Origin of the sequence: Mucilaginibacter pocheonensis (assembly GCF_031456535.1) — a bacterium.
Taxonomy (GTDB): Bacteria; Bacteroidota; Bacteroidia; order Sphingobacteriales; family Sphingobacteriaceae; genus Mucilaginibacter; species Mucilaginibacter pocheonensis.
Genome location: NZ_JAVDUU010000002.1, coordinates 1,503,073 through 1,520,211, shown reverse-complemented (window position 1 = coordinate 1,520,211; position 17,139 = coordinate 1,503,073). Strand labels below are relative to the sequence as shown.

The 17,139-nt window shown below is 41.6% G+C and carries 14 protein-coding genes; 10 read left to right on the top strand and 4 right to left on the bottom strand.

All coding sequences use genetic code 11. From position 1 onward, the window contains the following. The first annotated feature begins 690 nt into the window (after positions 1–690). The 8 genes from J2W55_RS13495 (at position 691) to J2W55_RS13460 (ending at position 9,309) form a co-directional block, all read left to right on the top strand. Complete coding sequence (locus J2W55_RS13495; protein WP_310096470.1) at positions 691–1,617, top strand: outer membrane protein assembly factor BamD; 927 nt, start codon at positions 691–693, stop codon at positions 1,615–1,617. 11 nt (positions 1,618–1,628) lie between these two features. Beyond that, positions 1,629–1,961 (top strand): DNA-directed RNA polymerase subunit omega, encoded by a 333-nt coding sequence (locus J2W55_RS13490; RefSeq protein ID WP_310096469.1) that lies wholly within the window; start codon positions 1,629–1,631, stop codon positions 1,959–1,961. A 142-nt stretch (positions 1,962–2,103) separates the two neighbouring features. After that, complete coding sequence (gene coaBC / locus J2W55_RS13485; RefSeq protein WP_310096468.1) at positions 2,104–3,306, top strand: bifunctional phosphopantothenoylcysteine decarboxylase/phosphopantothenate--cysteine ligase CoaBC; 1,203 nt, start codon at positions 2,104–2,106, stop codon at positions 3,304–3,306. Continuing rightward, the gene (gene porD, locus J2W55_RS13480; protein WP_310096467.1) at positions 3,303–4,196 is read left to right on the top strand and encodes a type IX secretion system protein PorD; all 894 of its coding nucleotides are present in this window, start codon (positions 3,303–3,305) and stop codon (positions 4,194–4,196) included. The genes coaBC and porD overlap by 4 nt, the downstream gene beginning before the upstream one ends. A 107-nt stretch (positions 4,197–4,303) precedes the next feature. Further along, positions 4,304–4,681, top strand: coding sequence for a BlaI/MecI/CopY family transcriptional regulator (locus J2W55_RS13475; RefSeq protein ID WP_310096466.1), 378 nt, complete (start codon positions 4,304–4,306; stop codon positions 4,679–4,681). Between the two features lie 6 nt (positions 4,682–4,687). Further along, positions 4,688–6,655, top strand: coding sequence for a M56 family metallopeptidase (locus tag J2W55_RS13470; RefSeq protein ID WP_310096465.1), 1,968 nt, complete (start codon positions 4,688–4,690; stop codon positions 6,653–6,655). 72 nt (positions 6,656–6,727) lie between these two features. After that, entirely contained in the window at positions 6,728–8,425 is a 1,698-nt protein-coding gene (recN, locus tag J2W55_RS13465) for a DNA repair protein RecN (protein WP_310096464.1), read from the top strand. A 71-nt stretch (positions 8,426–8,496) separates the two neighbouring features. Then, positions 8,497–9,309: an enoyl-ACP reductase FabI gene (locus tag J2W55_RS13460; protein ID WP_310096463.1), complete on the top strand. Its 813-nt coding sequence runs from the start codon at positions 8,497–8,499 to the stop codon at positions 9,307–9,309. Positions 9,310–9,385: 76 nt separating this feature from the next. On the opposite strand, the gene J2W55_RS13455 is transcribed toward J2W55_RS13460, so the two are convergent. Continuing rightward, positions 9,386–9,799 (bottom strand): hypothetical protein, encoded by a 414-nt coding sequence (locus J2W55_RS13455; protein ID WP_310096462.1) that lies wholly within the window; start codon positions 9,797–9,799, stop codon positions 9,386–9,388. A 237-nt stretch (positions 9,800–10,036) separates the two neighbouring features. Continuing rightward, a complete protein-coding gene (locus J2W55_RS13450) occupies positions 10,037–12,571 on the bottom strand; it encodes an ATP-dependent Clp protease ATP-binding subunit (protein WP_310096461.1) in 2,535 nt (844 codons plus the stop codon). Positions 12,572–13,107: 536 nt separating this feature from the next. Here J2W55_RS13450 and ettA point away from each other — a divergent pair. Then, positions 13,108–14,790, top strand: coding sequence for an energy-dependent translational throttle protein EttA (gene ettA / locus J2W55_RS13445; RefSeq protein WP_310096460.1), 1,683 nt, complete (start codon positions 13,108–13,110; stop codon positions 14,788–14,790). Positions 14,791–15,037: 247 nt separating this feature from the next. Continuing rightward, positions 15,038–16,105: a branched-chain amino acid aminotransferase gene (locus J2W55_RS13440; protein WP_310096459.1), complete on the top strand. Its 1,068-nt coding sequence runs from the start codon at positions 15,038–15,040 to the stop codon at positions 16,103–16,105. A 70-nt stretch (positions 16,106–16,175) separates the two neighbouring features. Here J2W55_RS13440 and J2W55_RS13435 read toward each other — a convergent pair whose 3' ends face one another. Continuing rightward, entirely contained in the window at positions 16,176–16,736 is a 561-nt protein-coding gene (locus J2W55_RS13435) for a histidine phosphatase family protein (protein ID WP_310096458.1), read from the bottom strand. Between the two features lie 35 nt (positions 16,737–16,771). Continuing rightward, positions 16,772–17,053, bottom strand: a complete 282-nt coding sequence (locus J2W55_RS13430; protein WP_310096457.1) for an ATP-dependent Clp protease adaptor ClpS — start codon at positions 17,051–17,053, stop codon at positions 16,772–16,774. Between the last annotated feature and the right edge of the window lie 86 nt (positions 17,054–17,139).

Sequence of the window (17,139 nt, the reverse complement as noted above, 5' to 3'; positions counted from 1 at the left end):
TTTTTTTTATTTTTCTAAGCTTCTTCTTCCCACTTTCGACCCCTATTCATTCCCTCCGTTTGCGGGTTGCAAAGGTGCAAATTACTTCTGAAATTCCGAAATTTATTTAGAAGTTTTTTTGATCTTTTTTTTCGATCATCTAAATCACTTTCCTGCTTCAAATCTCCTTACCAACCCTTCTAAGAACAACCCCGCTTCCTCGTTTGCGGGCTGCAAAGGTAAGGAGAGTTTTCAATTATGCAAACGGTTTTAAACAAATACTTAACACCTGTTCATAAGATGTTAAAAATCAGGCGAAAAAATTTCACGACTAATCTTAATAAAGGCGCTTTTATTTATAAATACCTTTTCACGGGCGCCAATTGTTAATAAAGTGCCCATTTATCACGATAGCAAGGTCCGCCATCCTTATATATATAGTATATAGTTCATTCGAGCAAACAATCTGCCGCCAGGTATATTCTGCGGTATATTAATAACATCCCCATCTTCTGTTTATTCCTATTATATATAGTAATGCTAATGTTACCCGGGAAGGATTTGGTACCGAAGCCCCAGCCTCGTTAAAAGAGATCAATAGTTAAAAGATGTTAAATACCCTGTTATATACATCAGGAGCAGGAAACACGTTATATATTAGCCAACAAATAAATAATTGACTGATTTATATTATTCACCTATCTTTGCAAAATGTTTAAAAAGCAACTTACGTTATTAACCAGTGTTTTAGCTCTGTTAATTATTACACTGGGCGGTTGTAAAAGCAAATACGAAAAGTTAAAGGCAAGTAACGATTACGCTAAAAAATACCAGGAGGCCATTAAGTACTATAATCAAAAAGATTATAATAAAGCTTTGGGGCTGTTTGAGGTTTTGGTTGAGCGCTACCGCGGACGGGCCGAAGCTGAAGACCTGTTTTATTATTACGCCTTCACTAACTATAAACTAAAGGACTATACATCCGCAAGATATCATTTTAAAACATTTGCCGATACTTATCCATCAAGCACAAGGGCCGAGGAATGCCGTTTCTTTTCGGCTTATTGCTACTACCTTGATTCGCCAATATACTCACTTGATCAGGAAAACACCCTTAAAGCTATTGAGGCCCTGCAGTTGTTCATAAACCTGTACCCTAAAAGCGACCGTGTTACCGAAGCAAGCAAGTTAATACAAAACCTGCGCGACAAGCTGGAAACAAAAGCTTATGCCAATGCCAAGTTATATTTAACCATCAGCGATTATCAATCGGCTGTAATTGCATTTAATAATGCCCTGCGTGACTATCCCGACACCAAATATGGCGAAGAAATGGAATACCTGACCGTTAAGGCGCAGTATTTATATGCCAGCCACAGCCGTGAAGAAAAACAAGAAGAACGATACACCCAGGCAGTAGTTTATGCCGATCAGTTTAATGAAAAATACCCGAACAGTAAATACGGCCGTGAAACAAAGGATTTGGCAAAAGACAGCGAACGCGGTATACAATATGCTAAACGTATCATGGCTCAGGCATTGAACGATTATAAGCTGGCTAAAAAATTGGCCGAAAAAGACAGCGTGAAAACGCAAGTACCTTCAGAGAAAAATCAGCAACAAAAAATACCATATTAAAAAAATTATATATGACAGCAAATAACACCAACAAACCAGCAGTAGCAAGCAGCACTGTAACCCGCGATTTACGCGAGCTGGATGTAAACACTCAAAATATATATGAGTCGCTTGTAATTATGTCAAAAAGAGCGAACCAGATATCAAATAACATTAAAGAGGAATTACATCAAAAGCTTTCTGAATTTGCATCATCAAATGATAACCTGGAAGAGGTATTTGAAAACCGCGAACAAATTGAGATCTCTAAATATTACGAAAAGCTTCCAAAACCTTCTTTAATAGCGGTTCAGGAATTTTTAGAAGATAAGGTTTACTATCGTAACCCAACAAAAGAAGCATAAGCCTCTTTTAGTTCAAAAGTTGAAAGTCAAAATTCAAAATTTAAGGCACTGCCTTTTTTGAATTTTGACTTTTACTTTTTAATATATTTGTGAGTTGAGATTCTTTTTGAATTTTGACTTTTGAATTTTGACTTGAAACCAAATGCTTGAGGGTAAAAATATTGTACTTGGTGTTTGCGGTAGCATAGCCGCTTATAAATCGGCTTTGTTAGTAAGGTTGTTGGTTAAGGCCGGCGCCCGCGTAAAGGTTGTAATGACCCACGATGCCACCAATTTTATAACTGCCCTCACACTGTCAACGCTCTCAAAGAACCCGGTATCAGTTAGTTACTTTAAACCAGATACCGGAGAATGGAACAACCATGTGGAGTTGGGCCTTTGGGCCGATATGTTGGTTATAGCCCCGGCCAGTGCCAATACGTTAGCAAAAATGGCCAACGGCCTTTGCGACAATTTATTGACGGCCGTTTATCTGTCGGCAAAGTGCCCGGTGTATTTTGCGCCGGCCATGGATCTTGACATGTGGCTGCATCCGGCTACCCGCCAAAATGTGACCAGGCTGCAATCATTTGGCAATATCATGATACCCCCGGGCAATGGGGAACTGGCCAGCGGTCTTTATGGCGAAGGGCGCATGGCCGAACCTGACGAGATCATATCTTTTTTAACATCCACCATAAAAAAAAAACTTCTTTTAGCTAATCAGCAAATATTGGTTACCGCGGGCCCTACTTATGAGGCTATTGACCCGGTACGTTTTATCGGCAACCATTCGTCGGGTAAAATGGGGTTTGCTATTGCCGATGAGCTGGCTTCTATGGGTGCCAATGTTATCCTGGTTACCGGGCCAACAGCACAGTTGAGCAAAGCGCAAACCATAAAACGGATTGATGTTACATCAGCCGCAGAAATGCTGGCCGCCTGCGAAAGTAACTTTAAAAATTCTAAAGCATGCATTATGAGCGCCGCGGTGGCCGATTATACTCCGGCTCATGTAGCACCACAAAAGATAAAGAAACAGGATGGCGGCTTAAATATCGAGCTAAAAAAAACCACCGATATCCTGAAATCCCTGGGCGAACAAAAAGCTGAAGGCCAGATATTGGTTGGTTTTGCCCTTGAAACAAATGATGAAGAACAAAATGCGATAAGCAAACTGCAGAAGAAAAATCTTGATTTTATTGTGCTAAATTCGCTTAATGATGCCGGGGCCGGGTTTAAAAAGGATACTAATAAAATAACCATTATTGACCGCAGCCAGCAAAAAACAGTATTTGAACTTAAAAGTAAGGATGCTGTGGCCCATGATATTTGCCTTAAAGTAGTTCAACTCATCAACGGATGAAAACAACGATCCTTTATTTGATCTTGACCCTGGTTGGATTGCGCCTTGCGGCACAAGACCTGAATGCCCGGGTACAAGTACTTTCGCCTAAAATATCAGGAAGTAACAAACGGATTTTCAAAACACTGGAAACCGCGATGAAGGATTTTTTGAACGGCCGCAAATGGAGCGCCGACCCCATATTGGCTCAGGAACGGATTGACTGTAACTTTGTGTTAAATATTACCAACTGGGATGGCAGCAGCAATTTTAGCGGCGAGCTGCAGGTACAATCTTCAAGGCCGGTGTACAGTTCTACGTACAGCTCAACATTGCTGAATATTAATGATAAGGATGTTGATTTTATATACAACGAAGGACAAACCATTGATTATACCGACCAAAGCTTTCAAAGCAACTTAAGCTCTATCATGGCTTTTTACGCTTATATTATTGTTGGTCTTGACTATGATACCTTTTCGTTGTATGGCGGTTCACCCTATTTCGCCAATGCTCAAACCGTTATTACCAATGCGCAAACAGGATCATACCGCGGTTGGAAAGCTTTTGACGGCAATATTAACCGTTATTGGCTGGCAGAAAACTTAAATAATAAGGTATATGCCCCCCTACGCAGCTTTTTGTATGACTATCATCGCAATGGTCTTGATATTATGGCCGATAATGCTGTCAAAGGGCGTAAGGAAATATCGTCAATTTTGCCAACGCTGCAGCAGGTTGACAGGCAACGTGTAGGCGCTATGTTGCCGCTTGTATTTTACACCGCTAAAAGCGATGAGCTGGTGTCACTGTATAGCAAAGCCGATCCGCAAGAGCGTTTACAGGCCATGAACATATTGCTGCAGGCCGATCCGGCTAATGGTAACAAATACCAAACACTTCAGAAATAGCCTATTATTTGTTTGACTTAACTCTCCTCAAAAAAAATTTCTAAAATTATTTGCAAATACGAAACTCATCGTAGATATTTGTACGAAGAAATTCGTATTATAGAAAAATGGATATAAAACCGACTGAAAGCGAACTGGAAATATTACAGGTGATTTGGGCCAAAGGACAATGTACAGTGCGCGATGTGCATGAAGAATTGGCTAAAACCAAAGAGGCTGGGTACACTACTACCCTAAAGCTAATGCAAATTATGCATGATAAAGGCTTAGTTGAACGCGATACCTCTGCAAAAACCCACTTATATAAAGCCCGGTTTACCCAGGAGCAGGCACAAAGCAACGCTTTGGATAAAATATTGTCTACTGTATTTAAAGGTTCAACTTCTGATTTGGTGATACAGGCGCTTGGCCAGCACCGTGCATCAAAGGACGAGATCGATGCTATTAAAAATTATCTTAAACAGTTTGATCAACATAAAAAATAAGTAATCATGGAAAATCTGTTCTATAATATAAGCCAGGTTTTAGGTGTCACTATCATTCACTCCCTGTGGCAGGGATTGCTGGTATGGTTTGTATTACACCTGTTGTTTACATGTGTCCCGTCCATGTCGTCGGTTAAAAAACACAACATTGGTTTGGCTGGTATGCTAACTATAAGTGTATGGTTTATTTACACTATTATTAACCAGGTACACGAACACGTATGGGTCGATTTTTCGGCAGCAGCGCCGCCCATGTTTTTTCCACACATTAATTTCCCTTTAAATACACCTGTGCATATAGCACCTGCCAGCTATTATAATTATGTTATTGAAGGTTACCTTCCCTATGTTTCGGCGTTGTACTTTGTGGGGCTGGTATTTAATTTATTGCGGATAGGATTAAACTGGCAAAAAATAAGCCTTATTAAAAACACCATGATACCTGCCGATCAGATACAGGAGCATGTTGACAGCTTTTGCAAAAAACTGAATATTACAAGGTATGTAAGTGTAAACTTTAGTCGGTTGGTTGATGTACCCTGTATGATAGGCTTTATTAAGCCCATTATTCTTTTCCCCGCCACATTAACGGTTTATTTATCTGCGCAGGAAGTTGAGGCCATTTTACTACATGAGCTGTCACATATTAAACGAAATGATTACCTGCTTAATTTGGTACAGCAATTTATAACCATATTACTTTTCTTTAATCCCTTTGCCCAATTAATTAACCGTATTATAAACCAGGAACGCGAAAACCGGTGCGACGACCTGGTGGTACAAACTACTGCCCAGCCTTTAATATATGCACAGGCCCTTTTAAAACTTGAACAAACCAGGCACGCTGGCTTACAACTGGCTATAGCAGCTACCGGAAAGAAATACCATTTATTAAGCAGAATTGAACGAATCATGAAAACAAAAAAACCAATCGGCAACGTACGCCACCTGTTAGTGGCTGTTGTAATAATGATTGCCGGCATAAGCAGCATCGCCTGGTTAAACCCAACTATAAAAGATGGCAAACTATCGGTAAAAAAGGCAGCCTTCCCTAAAATGATCACCGAACTTCTTACAGATACTACCCGCAAACCGGCACATAAAACAAAAAAGGTATCGGCTTATAAAAAAGTTGCGAAAAACAAAATAGGTTATAAAAAGCGCCTTGATGAAACCTACGGCCTTAATGATGCTGAATTAAACAGACTTACTGCCGAGGTGAATAAGCATGCCGAAGCTATTGGCAAATATTATAATAGTCCTGAGTTTAAAGAACAGGTAGAAATGCTTGAGCAAAAAGGCAAAGCGATGGAAGATTATTATAACAGGCCCGAAATAAAGAAAATTCAGGAAGAACAGGAAAAGTTAAGCGCTGACTTTGAAAAGCAATGGGGAAGTAATAGCGAAACCGAGAAGCTTGGAGAACAGATGGGTGAATCGGGCAAAAAGATTGAAAAATATTTTAACAGCCGGGAGTTCAAGGAAATGAATGAACAACTTGAAAAAAAGTATAACATTCCGCATAACCGTAACCATGTTGATGACAGCAAGGATGAAAATTATAGGAAATACCAGGCCGAGCTACAAAGCAAAATACCAGCTGATGTAAAAGAACAAACAGAACAGCTCAAACAAATGGGTGAAAAAATGCACAGCCGCTATGACTCACCTGAGTTTCGCCAAAAAACAAAAGCGCTAAGGGACATGAGCGATAGCTTAAGGATGTCATTAAATGGCCCCGAAATGAAAATGCAGAGAATGGAAATGAAGAAACTGGGCGAGCAAATGCGTTTATCCCGAAATAATCCACAAATAAAAAAAGAGCAGGAATCTTTACGACTGGCTACCAAGAAGCTGAATGAGTATATGAAGAGCCCCGCCTTTAAACGGCGCATGGACGAGTATCGCAAGCAAATGGAATCGGCATTTGATTATAAAAACGATGAAGATCTTAAAACAGATACTGCTCAATAGTTTTTAAATATTAAACCCAATACATTGAAATTCGTAATTTAGTATCCTTAATAAAATAAGGATACTTTTTTTATGCTTCAAAAGCTAACCATTAATAATTACGCGCTAATTGACAATCTTGAAATAAGCTTTGGCAAGGGATTAAACATACTTACCGGCGAAACCGGGGCGGGTAAATCGATCATCTTAGGCGCTTTATCACTTATTTTGGGTCAGCGGGCCGAAAGCCGGTATTTTTTTAACCAGCAAAAAAAATGCGTTATTGAGGGCTTGTTTAAAATTGATGGCTTTCACCTCAAATCGTTTTTTGAAGACAACGACCTGGATTATGAGCCTGAAACGGTTTTACGCCGCGAAATATCTGCGGATGGAAAATCGCGGGCATTTGTAAACGATACCCCGGTTAACCTGAACGCCCTCAAACAACTGGGCGAAAAACTAATAGACATCCACTCGCAACATGCTACGCTTGAGATCAATGATCCCGAATTCCAGCTGCTGGTTGTTGATGCCGTAGCCAAACATGATGATCTGCTGAATGATTATCAAACCAAATTCAAAGCTTATAAAAAAACTACGGCCAAACTGCATGAGCTTATTGAGGAAAGTGAGAAAGCAAAAGCCGATCTTGATTATTTTCAGTTCCAGTTTGATGAGCTGGAAAAAGCCGGCTTAAATGCCGAAGAGCAGGAATTGCTGGAGAAAGAATTAGATGCTTTAAATAATGCAGAAGAAATTAAACGCAACCTTTATGGCGCCTTTTATCTGATGCAGGAAAGCGAAGTTGCCGCTTTAATACAGCTTAAGGAAGCCGGGCAACAGTTGAGTGTAATAGAAAAATTCGACCCGCTGATTGAAGAACTGAACCAGCGATTAAGCAGCACTATTATTGAATTAAAAGATATAGCTGCCGAAATTGAAACAATAGAACAGCGCACCCACACCAACGAAGCCCGGGTTGATGAAGTAAATACCCGGCTAAGCCTCATTTATAACCTGCAAAAAAAACATCGTGTAAACACAAACGCAGAGTTGCTGGAGATACAGGACGACCTGTCTGACAAGATACAGAAAGTACTGTTTAGCGATGAGGCCGTTGAAAAACTGCAAAAACAATTGGCAGATGACAGGGCTGCCCTTGAAAAACTGGCAGCCCAATTAACTACCGGCCGTTTAAAAGCTATACCCGATATTGAGAAACGTGTGCTGGCATTATTGACCGAAATGGGCATGAGCAACTCAGCTTTGAAAGTTGAGCGTACTCCCCTGCTCCCCAAAGGTGCTATCAACGGGTTTGACGGTGACGCTTCTATCACATTAGACAAAAACGGCGCCGACCAGATACGCTTCCTGTTTTCGGCAAACAAAGGGCATGCCCTGGCCGAAATGAGCAAGGTAGCGTCGGGTGGTGAACTTTCCAGGCTGATGCTGAGCATTAAATCACTTATAGCACAATATACCGCGTTACCCACTATTATTTTTGATGAGATCGATACTGGGGTATCCGGCGAGGTGGCCAATAAGGTTGGTCAGATCATGGAACACCTGTCTGACAACCTCCAGGTGATCACCATAACGCACCTGCCACAGATAGCCAGCAAGGGCCAAAATCATTACTTTGTTTATAAAGATGATACTGCCACAGTTACCTATACCCGCATAAAACAGCTTGACGAACAGGAACGCGTCCTGGAAATTGCCAAAATGTTAAGCGGCGATAAACCTGGCGAAAGCGCGCTGCAAAACGCAAGGGAACTGTTAGGAGCTTAATTGCGGCAGGTGGCTTCCTGCCCGTAACAAACTAAATCATAACTTTACACCCGGTTATAAAAACTTAAAATATGGCTTATAATTTATTAAAAGGTAAAAAAGGGATCATTTTTGGCGCTCTGAATGAACAATCCATTGCCTGGAAGGTAGCGCAGCGCGCCGTACAGGAAGGTGCTGAAATTGTATTATCAAATGCACCTATCGCATTGCGCATGGGCGAGCTCAATAAACTGGCCGAAGAATGTAATGCCCCGGTTATTGCGGCTGATGTTACCAGCAATGACGATATTGCCAACCTGTTCACCAAAACCCAGGAACATTTTGGCGGCGGTGTTGATTTTATTTTACACTCCATAGGCATGAGTGTTAACGTGCGTAAAAGCATACATTATACCGAAAACAATTACGATTTTACCCACAAGGGGTTGGATATTTCGGCTTTAAGCCTCCACCGCGTTTTACAAACCGCTATGAAAATGGACGCTATAAACGAGTGGGGTTCTGTACTGGCCCTTACTTATATTGCCGCCCAGCGCGTATTCCCTGATTATAATGACATGGCCGATAACAAGGCCTATCTTGAAAGCATTGCACGTAATTTTGGTTACCAGTATGGTATAAAAAAACATGTTCGTATCAATACGGTATCACAATCGCCAACCCGTACAACAGCAGGATCGGGTGTAAAAGGATTTGACGGTTTTATCAACTATGCCGAAAAAATGAGTCCCCTGGGCAACGCCAATGCCGACCAGTGCGCCGATTATTGCGTAACCTTATTTAGCGATCTTACCCGTATGGTAACCATGCAAAATCTTTTTCACGATGGTGGTTTTTCCTTTACCGGGGTAACACAGGCTGTTATTGAGCAGATGGAGAAATAATATTCGTTTTAATACACAAAAAAAGCGCCCTGCAAATTGTGCAGGGCGCTTTTTTTTGCGCTAAGCTTTTCCTCAATTACTGAGCTGAATCAACCAAAACAACTTTTACCTTGATATCATCCGCAGGCGGCGCTGCCAATTGGCTACCGTTAGAGTTTTGAGCATATATGGTAATAGATCCCACAGATGATGTATAACTATAAGAAATACCGTTATATACTTCAGGTAGCGCTTCATAGGTAGCACCCTCATCATAGGAGATGTAAACTAATACACCACCATTTTGCTGAGCATATTGATCTTGTTCCGGCAAATCGCTAAGAACTGACGAATAAGATTTGTTCCCGCCATCATCGGTATACACTTTCCAGCCGGTTGTACCGTTAATGGTGTAAATTGCAGTTACATTTGATGGTGTAATGTATTTTTTCGTGCATGAGGTTGCTGCCAGCAAAATAGTACAGCAAACGAGAGTCAAGATTTTTTTCATATAAATGTAGTTTGATAATATTCTTAAGACGCTAAGTTCTTAAAAAGGTTTAACGTTTTTTAAGCTCTTTTATTTTTTAACTTAATTAAACGGGTACCCTATATAAATACCATTATTACTTTGTATTTGTTTTGGCCTTATAATATTATGTTTACTTACAAAGCCTGTATTACCCGTGCAGCCCTAAAACAAAAAACCCGGCCATAAGCCGGGTTTAATATTATTAATAAAGAGTTATTATTTTTTCTCTTCCTGTTCAGGCTCTTTGCTTTCGCCTTTTTTATCGATGATCTTAATTTCGTTGGCTTCTTTGTCATAGTCAACAGCCATGATATCACCTTCACTTAATTCGCCTTTTAGTATTTCTTCGGCAATTGGATCTTCCAGGTATTTCTGGATAGCGCGTTTTAACGGACGTGCTCCAAATTGCGAATCGTAACCTTTATCGGCAATAAACTCTTTAGCGGCATCGGTAAGTTCAATTTTGAAACCTAAACCATTTACCCTGCTAAACAGGAAGGCCAGTTCGATATCAATGATCTTGAATATCTCTTCTTTACCTAACGAGTTAAACACGATCACATCATCAATACGGTTCAAAAACTCTGGTGCAAAAGCACGTTTCAAAGCGTTTTCAATAACACCTCTGGAGTGTGTGTCGGCCTGCAGAGCTTTAGCATTGGTGCTGAAACCAACCCCTTGTCCAAAATCTTTAAGCTGACGGGCTCCAATATTTGATGTCATGATGATGATGGTATTCCTGAAGTCAACCTTGCGGCCCAATGAGTCAGTCAGCTGTCCTTCGTCCAATACCTGTAACAGTATATTGAATACATCAGGGTGTGCTTTCTCAATCTCATCCAGCAAAATCACCGCATATGGTTTACGGCGTACTTTTTCGGTTAACTGTCCGCCTTCTTCATAACCCACATATCCCGGAGGCGCTCCCACCAAACGTGATACCGCGAATTTTTCCATATACTCGCTCATATCTATCTGGATCAACGCGTCTTCGGTATCAAACATAAAGCGTGCAAGTTCTTTTGCAAGTTCAGTTTTACCAACACCGGTTGGGCCCAGGAAAATAAATGAACCAATTGGTTTTTTAGGATCCTTTAAGCCTGCACGTGTACGTTGTATAGCACGTGTAAGTTTTTTAATAGCATCATCCTGGCCAATGATCTTGCTGCCAACGGTATCAGCCATGTGCAGTAATTTCTGGCTGTCGGCCTGGCCTACCCTTTGTACCGGTATGCCGGTCATCATGGATACTACTTCGGCCACATTATCTTCGGTTACAGTGTAACGTTTTGATTTGGTTTCGGCTTCCCAAAGCGCCTTAGCCTGGTCAAGCTCAACCAGCAAATTTTTCTCGGTATCGCGCAGCTGTGCAGCTTCTTCATATTTTTGGCTGCGTACAACTTTGTTTTTCTCGATCTTGATCTGCTCAATCTTTTGCTCAATATCCAGGATATTTTGGGGCACATGGATATTGGTCAGGTGAACACGTGAACCAGATTCATCCAAAGCATCAATAGCCTTATCCGGTAAAAATCTATCAGTAATATATCTGGTAGTTAAAGTTACGCAGGCATTAATAGCTTCGGGAGTATAAGTTACGCCATGATGTTCTTCATATTTTTCCTTGATCCTGTTCAGTATCTCAATAGTTTCAACCGGGGTTGCAGGCTCAACCATTACTTTTTGAAAGCGACGGTCAAGTGCTCCATCTTTTTCAATATACTGGCGGTACTCGTCTAACGTGGTTGCGCCAATGCATTGAATTTCGCCCCTGGCCAGGGCCGGTTTAAACATGTTTGAGGCGTCAAGCGAACCTGATGCGCCACCTGCACCTACTATGGTATGTATCTCATCAATAAATAAGATAACATCAGGTGATTTTTCAAGCTCGTTCATTACCGCTTTCATACGTTCCTCAAACTGGCCACGGTATTTTGTACCGGCAACCAATGAGGCAAGATCAAGTGTAACTACACGTTTGTTAAACAATACACGCGATACCTTACGCTGAACAATGCGCAATGCCAACCCTTCGGCAATGGCTGATTTACCTACGCCTGGCTCACCTATTAATATAGGGTTGTTCTTTTTACGGCGCGATAAAATTTGAGATACCCTTTCAATCTCTTTTTCACGACCAACAATAGGGTCAAGCTTTCCGTCTTCGGCAGCGCGGGTTAAATCGCGGCCAAAATTGTCAAGCACCGGTGTTTTTGATTTAATGTCTGATACCTTTTTAGGCTGGCTAAATGATTCTTCTTCTTTAAAGTCATCATCGCCGCCGGTAGGTGATCCGGGCATTTCGTCAGTTACATCATTTTTGTGCGATTCTACTTCGCCTTTAAATACTTCATAGTTTACATTAAACTGCATGAGTATTTGTGAGGCGATGTTATCCTCGTCGCGCAGTATGGACAGCAGCAGGTGCTCAGTTCCAATTACATCGCTTTTAAATATCTTGGCTTCAAGATAAGTTATCTTCAGTACTTTCTCGGCTTGTTTAGTTAATGGGATACTGCCAATATGTACGTTTGTTCCAATAGTTCCTTTTACGGCATCTTCAACGGCGCGACGCAATTTTGCTGTGTCAACGTTCAATCCTTTGAGCAATTTAATTGCCACACCGTCTCCATCCCGGATAAGCCCCAGTAAAAGATGCTCAGTTCCAATATAGTCGTGCCCCAGGCGTAACGCCTCTTCCCTGCTATATTGAATAACATCCTTAACCCTCGGCGAAAATTTAGCTTCCATATATACCTTTCTTATTATGAACGTCCTAATCTATTAATTTTGTTTTTACAAAATACGACGCTTGTCTTAACATTTATCAACAATATTGCCAACATTTAACGATTTGCAGAAACAGACATTGATATGATACGCAAGCTATTAAAGTTTGGCTTTATTCAATAATTTTTATCGGAAAATTCAACAACCATCGAATTTTTTTACAATATACAAATGAAATACACCTATTTGATATAAAAAATTCAAAATAGTTTAAACATATTAACATTTTTTTATAACAAATATATCGAAACAGGCATTTCGTCATCACACATGACATTTAGGCACTAGTCTGTTTTTGGGGTCATGTTTACTATTATATACGTAAAGATACACACAACAGTTGTCGCAATATGAGTGTTTAACGAAATTAAATCATTGCGTAGTATCTGACGTTGGTTTGCTTTCTGCAATCTTGTCAAATATTTGATATCTGGTTGCTTTTTTTAGGTATTCAATCAATTTTCGCCCATATTTGAATTCTTTTTTTAATCAATTATATGGCAGACGAAAAGATCATATTTTCAATGGCCGGGGTTAGCAAGATCTATCCTCCGCAAAAAACAGTTTTAAAAAATATTTACCTGTCCTTTTTTTACGGTGCCAAAATTGGTGTTATCGGTTTAAATGGGTCGGGTAAATCCTCCTTATTAAAGATCATAGCCGGTATTGACAAAACCAATATAGGCGAGGTTGTTTTTTCGCCTGGTTATACTGTAGGTTATCTGAGCCAGGAGCCCGAGCTTGACCCTGATAAAACCGTACGCGAAGTTGTAGAAGAAGGGGTTGCCGAAACTACTGCTTTATTAAAGGAGTATGAGGAGATCAACGAAAAATTTGGCCTGGAGGAATATTATAGTGACGCCGATAAAATGGATAAACTGATGACCCGCCAGGGCGAACTGCAGGACCAGATAGATGCCGTAAACGCCTGGGAACTGGACACCAAGCTGGAGCGTGCCATGGATGCCCTGCGCTGCCCTGAGCCCGACACAAAAATTTCAGTACTGTCAGGCGGTGAGCGCCGCAGAGTGGCACTTTGTCGCCTTTTATTAAAGGAGCCCGACGTTCTATTGCTTGATGAGCCTACCAACCACCTGGATGCGGAATCAATTGACTGGCTGGAGCAGCATTTACAACAATATAAAGGTACGGTTATAGCCGTAACGCACGACCGCTACTTTCTTGACAATGTAGCCGGCTGGATACTGGAACTTGACCGCGGCGAAGGCATACCATGGAAAGGTAATTACTCTTCATGGCTTGATCAAAAAGCAAAACGCCTGGCGCAGGAAGAAAAAAGCGAGAGCAAACGCCAGAAAACCCTGGAGCGCGAACTGGAATGGGTACGCATGGGACCAAAAGGCCGTCATGCCAAATCAAAAGCGCGTTTAGGTAATTATGAAAAACTGGCATCTGAGGAAACCAAAGAGCGCGAAGAAAAACTGGAACTGTTCATTCCGCCGGGCCCGCGTTTGGGCAATGTGGTGATAGAGGCCAGTGGCGTAAGCAAGTCATATGGCGACAAATTATTGTTTGACAACCTGAGCTTCTCTTTACCACCCGCCGGCATCGTTGGCATCATCGGGCCGAACGGCGCGGGTAAAACCACCCTGTTCCGTCTTATTACCGGCCAGGATAAACCCGATTCAGGTACTTTCCGCGTAGGCGAAACCGTTGCGCTTGGTTATGTTGACCAGATGCATGACGACCTTGACCCTAATAAATCTGTTTGGGAAAATGTAACCGGTGGACTGGAAACCATTATGGTAGGTAACCGTCCGCTTAACTCCAGGGCCTATGTATCTAAATTTAACTTTAATGGTGCCGACCAGCAGAAAAAGGTGGGCGTACTATCGGGTGGCGAGCGTAACAGGGTACACTTGTCCATAACTCTCAAAAAAGGATCAAACGTGTTACTGCTGGATGAGCCCACCAATGATATTGACGTAAACACCTTGCGCGCGCTTGAAGAAGCACTGGAAAACTTTGGCGGCTGCGCCGTAGTGATCAGCCACGACAGATGGTTCCTTGACCGTATCTGTACCCACATTTTAGCTTTTGAAGGCAACTCACAGGTTTACTTTTTTGAAGGAAACTACTCCGATTACGAAGAGAACCGCAAAAAACGCCTGGGCGATGTGGCGCCAAAGCGCATTAAGTATAAGAAACTTACGGTATAACCCCGCTAAATCGCCCCTGAAAGAGGGTGACTTTTTGACAAGTAACTCTATCGCGTCATTGCAAAGTATGCAATGACGCTTTTCTTTTTTACTCGTTCACAAAACAGCTTTAGTTAAAAGCGCTTTCTTTATTTTCCTGTCATAATATGCCACTCTCCCCAAAAAATCCGCTAACTATCAATTCCTTATATCAATTGAACAAAAAAATTCATAACTTGCCATTTTCTAAATTATAACACATAAGGCCATGACTGAGACGCTGGACATCAAGATCACCAAAACCACTCACTCCCGTTTAGCTGAAACGGATTTTGACAACTTACCATTCGGAAAAACATTTTCTGACCACATGTTTGTGGCGGATTATGCTGATTGTGAATGGAAAAACCTCCAGGTCATTCCCTACGGCGAGATTGGGCTTAGTCCGGCAATTTCTGCATTACATTACGGCCAGGCATTTTTTGAAGGTTTAAAAGCCTACAAACATGCCGATGGCAAAGTAACTATTTTCCGTCCCGATAAAAATGCCATCCGTTTTAACAAATCGGCTGAGCGTTTATGTATGCCGACCTTGCCCGAGGAAATATTTTTACAAAGTATGGCAGCCGTTGTTGACATTGACCGCGACTGGGTGCCATCAAAAGCAAATCATGCGTTATACATACGCCCGTTCATGTTTGCTACAGATCCTTATCTGGGCGTAACACCATCGGCAACTTATAAATACATGGTGCTTGCCGGCCCTGTAGGACCATATTTTTCAAAAACACTGCGCGTTAAGATTGAAACATATTATACCCGCGCTGCAGAAGGCGGCATGGGTTACGCAAAAGCGGCCGGCAATTATGGCAGCTCGATGCTGCCCGCCCGTAAAGCAACCGAAGAAGGCTTTGACCAACTGATATGGACAGATGCCAAAGAGCATAAATACATTGAAGAAATGGGAGCTGCAAACGCCATGTTCATGCTTGACGGCAAGCTGATCACCGCCGAGGCCAAAGACACTATTCTTGACGGTGTAACCCGCGATACGGTAATTGCTTTAGCCAAGGCATGGGGCATACCCGTTGAAACACGCAAGGTTTCTGTTGCCGAAATTATTGAAGGCGCAAAAAACGGCAAACTTACTGATGCCTTTGGGGCCGGTACTGCTGCAACCATCGCTTCTGTTGGTTCAATAAGTGTTGATGGCGAAGAGTACTTTTTAAGTGATCCAAAAACACGCGAGTTTTCGCAAAAGGTTTTGGCTACGCTTGATGCCATAAAATATGGTAACGCGCCTGATACCTACGGCTGGAATTACCTGGTATCGTAATTGACATTCATATTAAAAACAAAAGAGGTGCTTCAAATGGAGCGCCTCTTTTGTTTTATACCTATTACCTTTAAAAGCTGCAATCCGCAGCAGGAGTTATTCCTTCTTTGTCCACAGTTAAAACAGGGCTGCCGTTTTTAAAAGTCACTATCCAGATACTGTCGAAATCGTCATTTGGCCATTGCAAGCCTTTAACACCCAGGCCAAGCGCTTTTAAAACGGGCTTAATTTGGCTATGCTCCCATACTACTAATATAGTCCCTTTTTTGGCGGTCAGTTCGGTGGCCAGGCCGGCAACGTTTTCCTCCTCAAAGCTGCTATTAACAGCTAAATTGTATTTAATTGCAAAAGGCGAAACGGTTTGAAACATGCGCCCCCTCGCGGTTGATTTGCCCAGGTGCAGGGCGGGCATATAAATATGATCGGGCAGGCCAAATTTAGCTTTCAAAACTTCGGGCAACCTTAGGGCCCGGTTTAAACCCGCGCAGGAAAGATTATCGCCTTCAACCGGTTTTTCGGCATGACGGATGAAGATCAGTTTAAGGTTTTTGTTTTGCGCAATAACGGCCGGGGCCTGCAGGCAAACCGTAAAGCACATTAAAGTGAGTAATACAGCGATTCTTTTTATCATGTGCAGTTAACTCAAAACTTATTACCCGTTATCCATCAATCCACACTAACGGTAAGGCCTTCCTGCTGCAATATTTTACGGTAAATTTCCATTTCGGTAAATGAACCTTCCAATACAGCGCATTTGCCTTCGTTGTGTACCTTCCAGGCAATTTTTTCGGCCTGGGCTTCGGAGTAATCAAGATACTTCATCATGCAGTGGATCACATGATCAAAAGTGTTAAAATCGTCATTCCACAATATCAGGCGGTGAACTTCTTTAAGTCCTGCCAGTATCTCTTCAAGTGTGAGTGTTTCTTCCTGTGTTTCCGTTGGCATAAGTAACTACAAATTTACTCAAAAACAAGTAATAAAAGTGTTAAAATTATGTTTATGGGCTTAAATCATGATATACATTCCCAAAT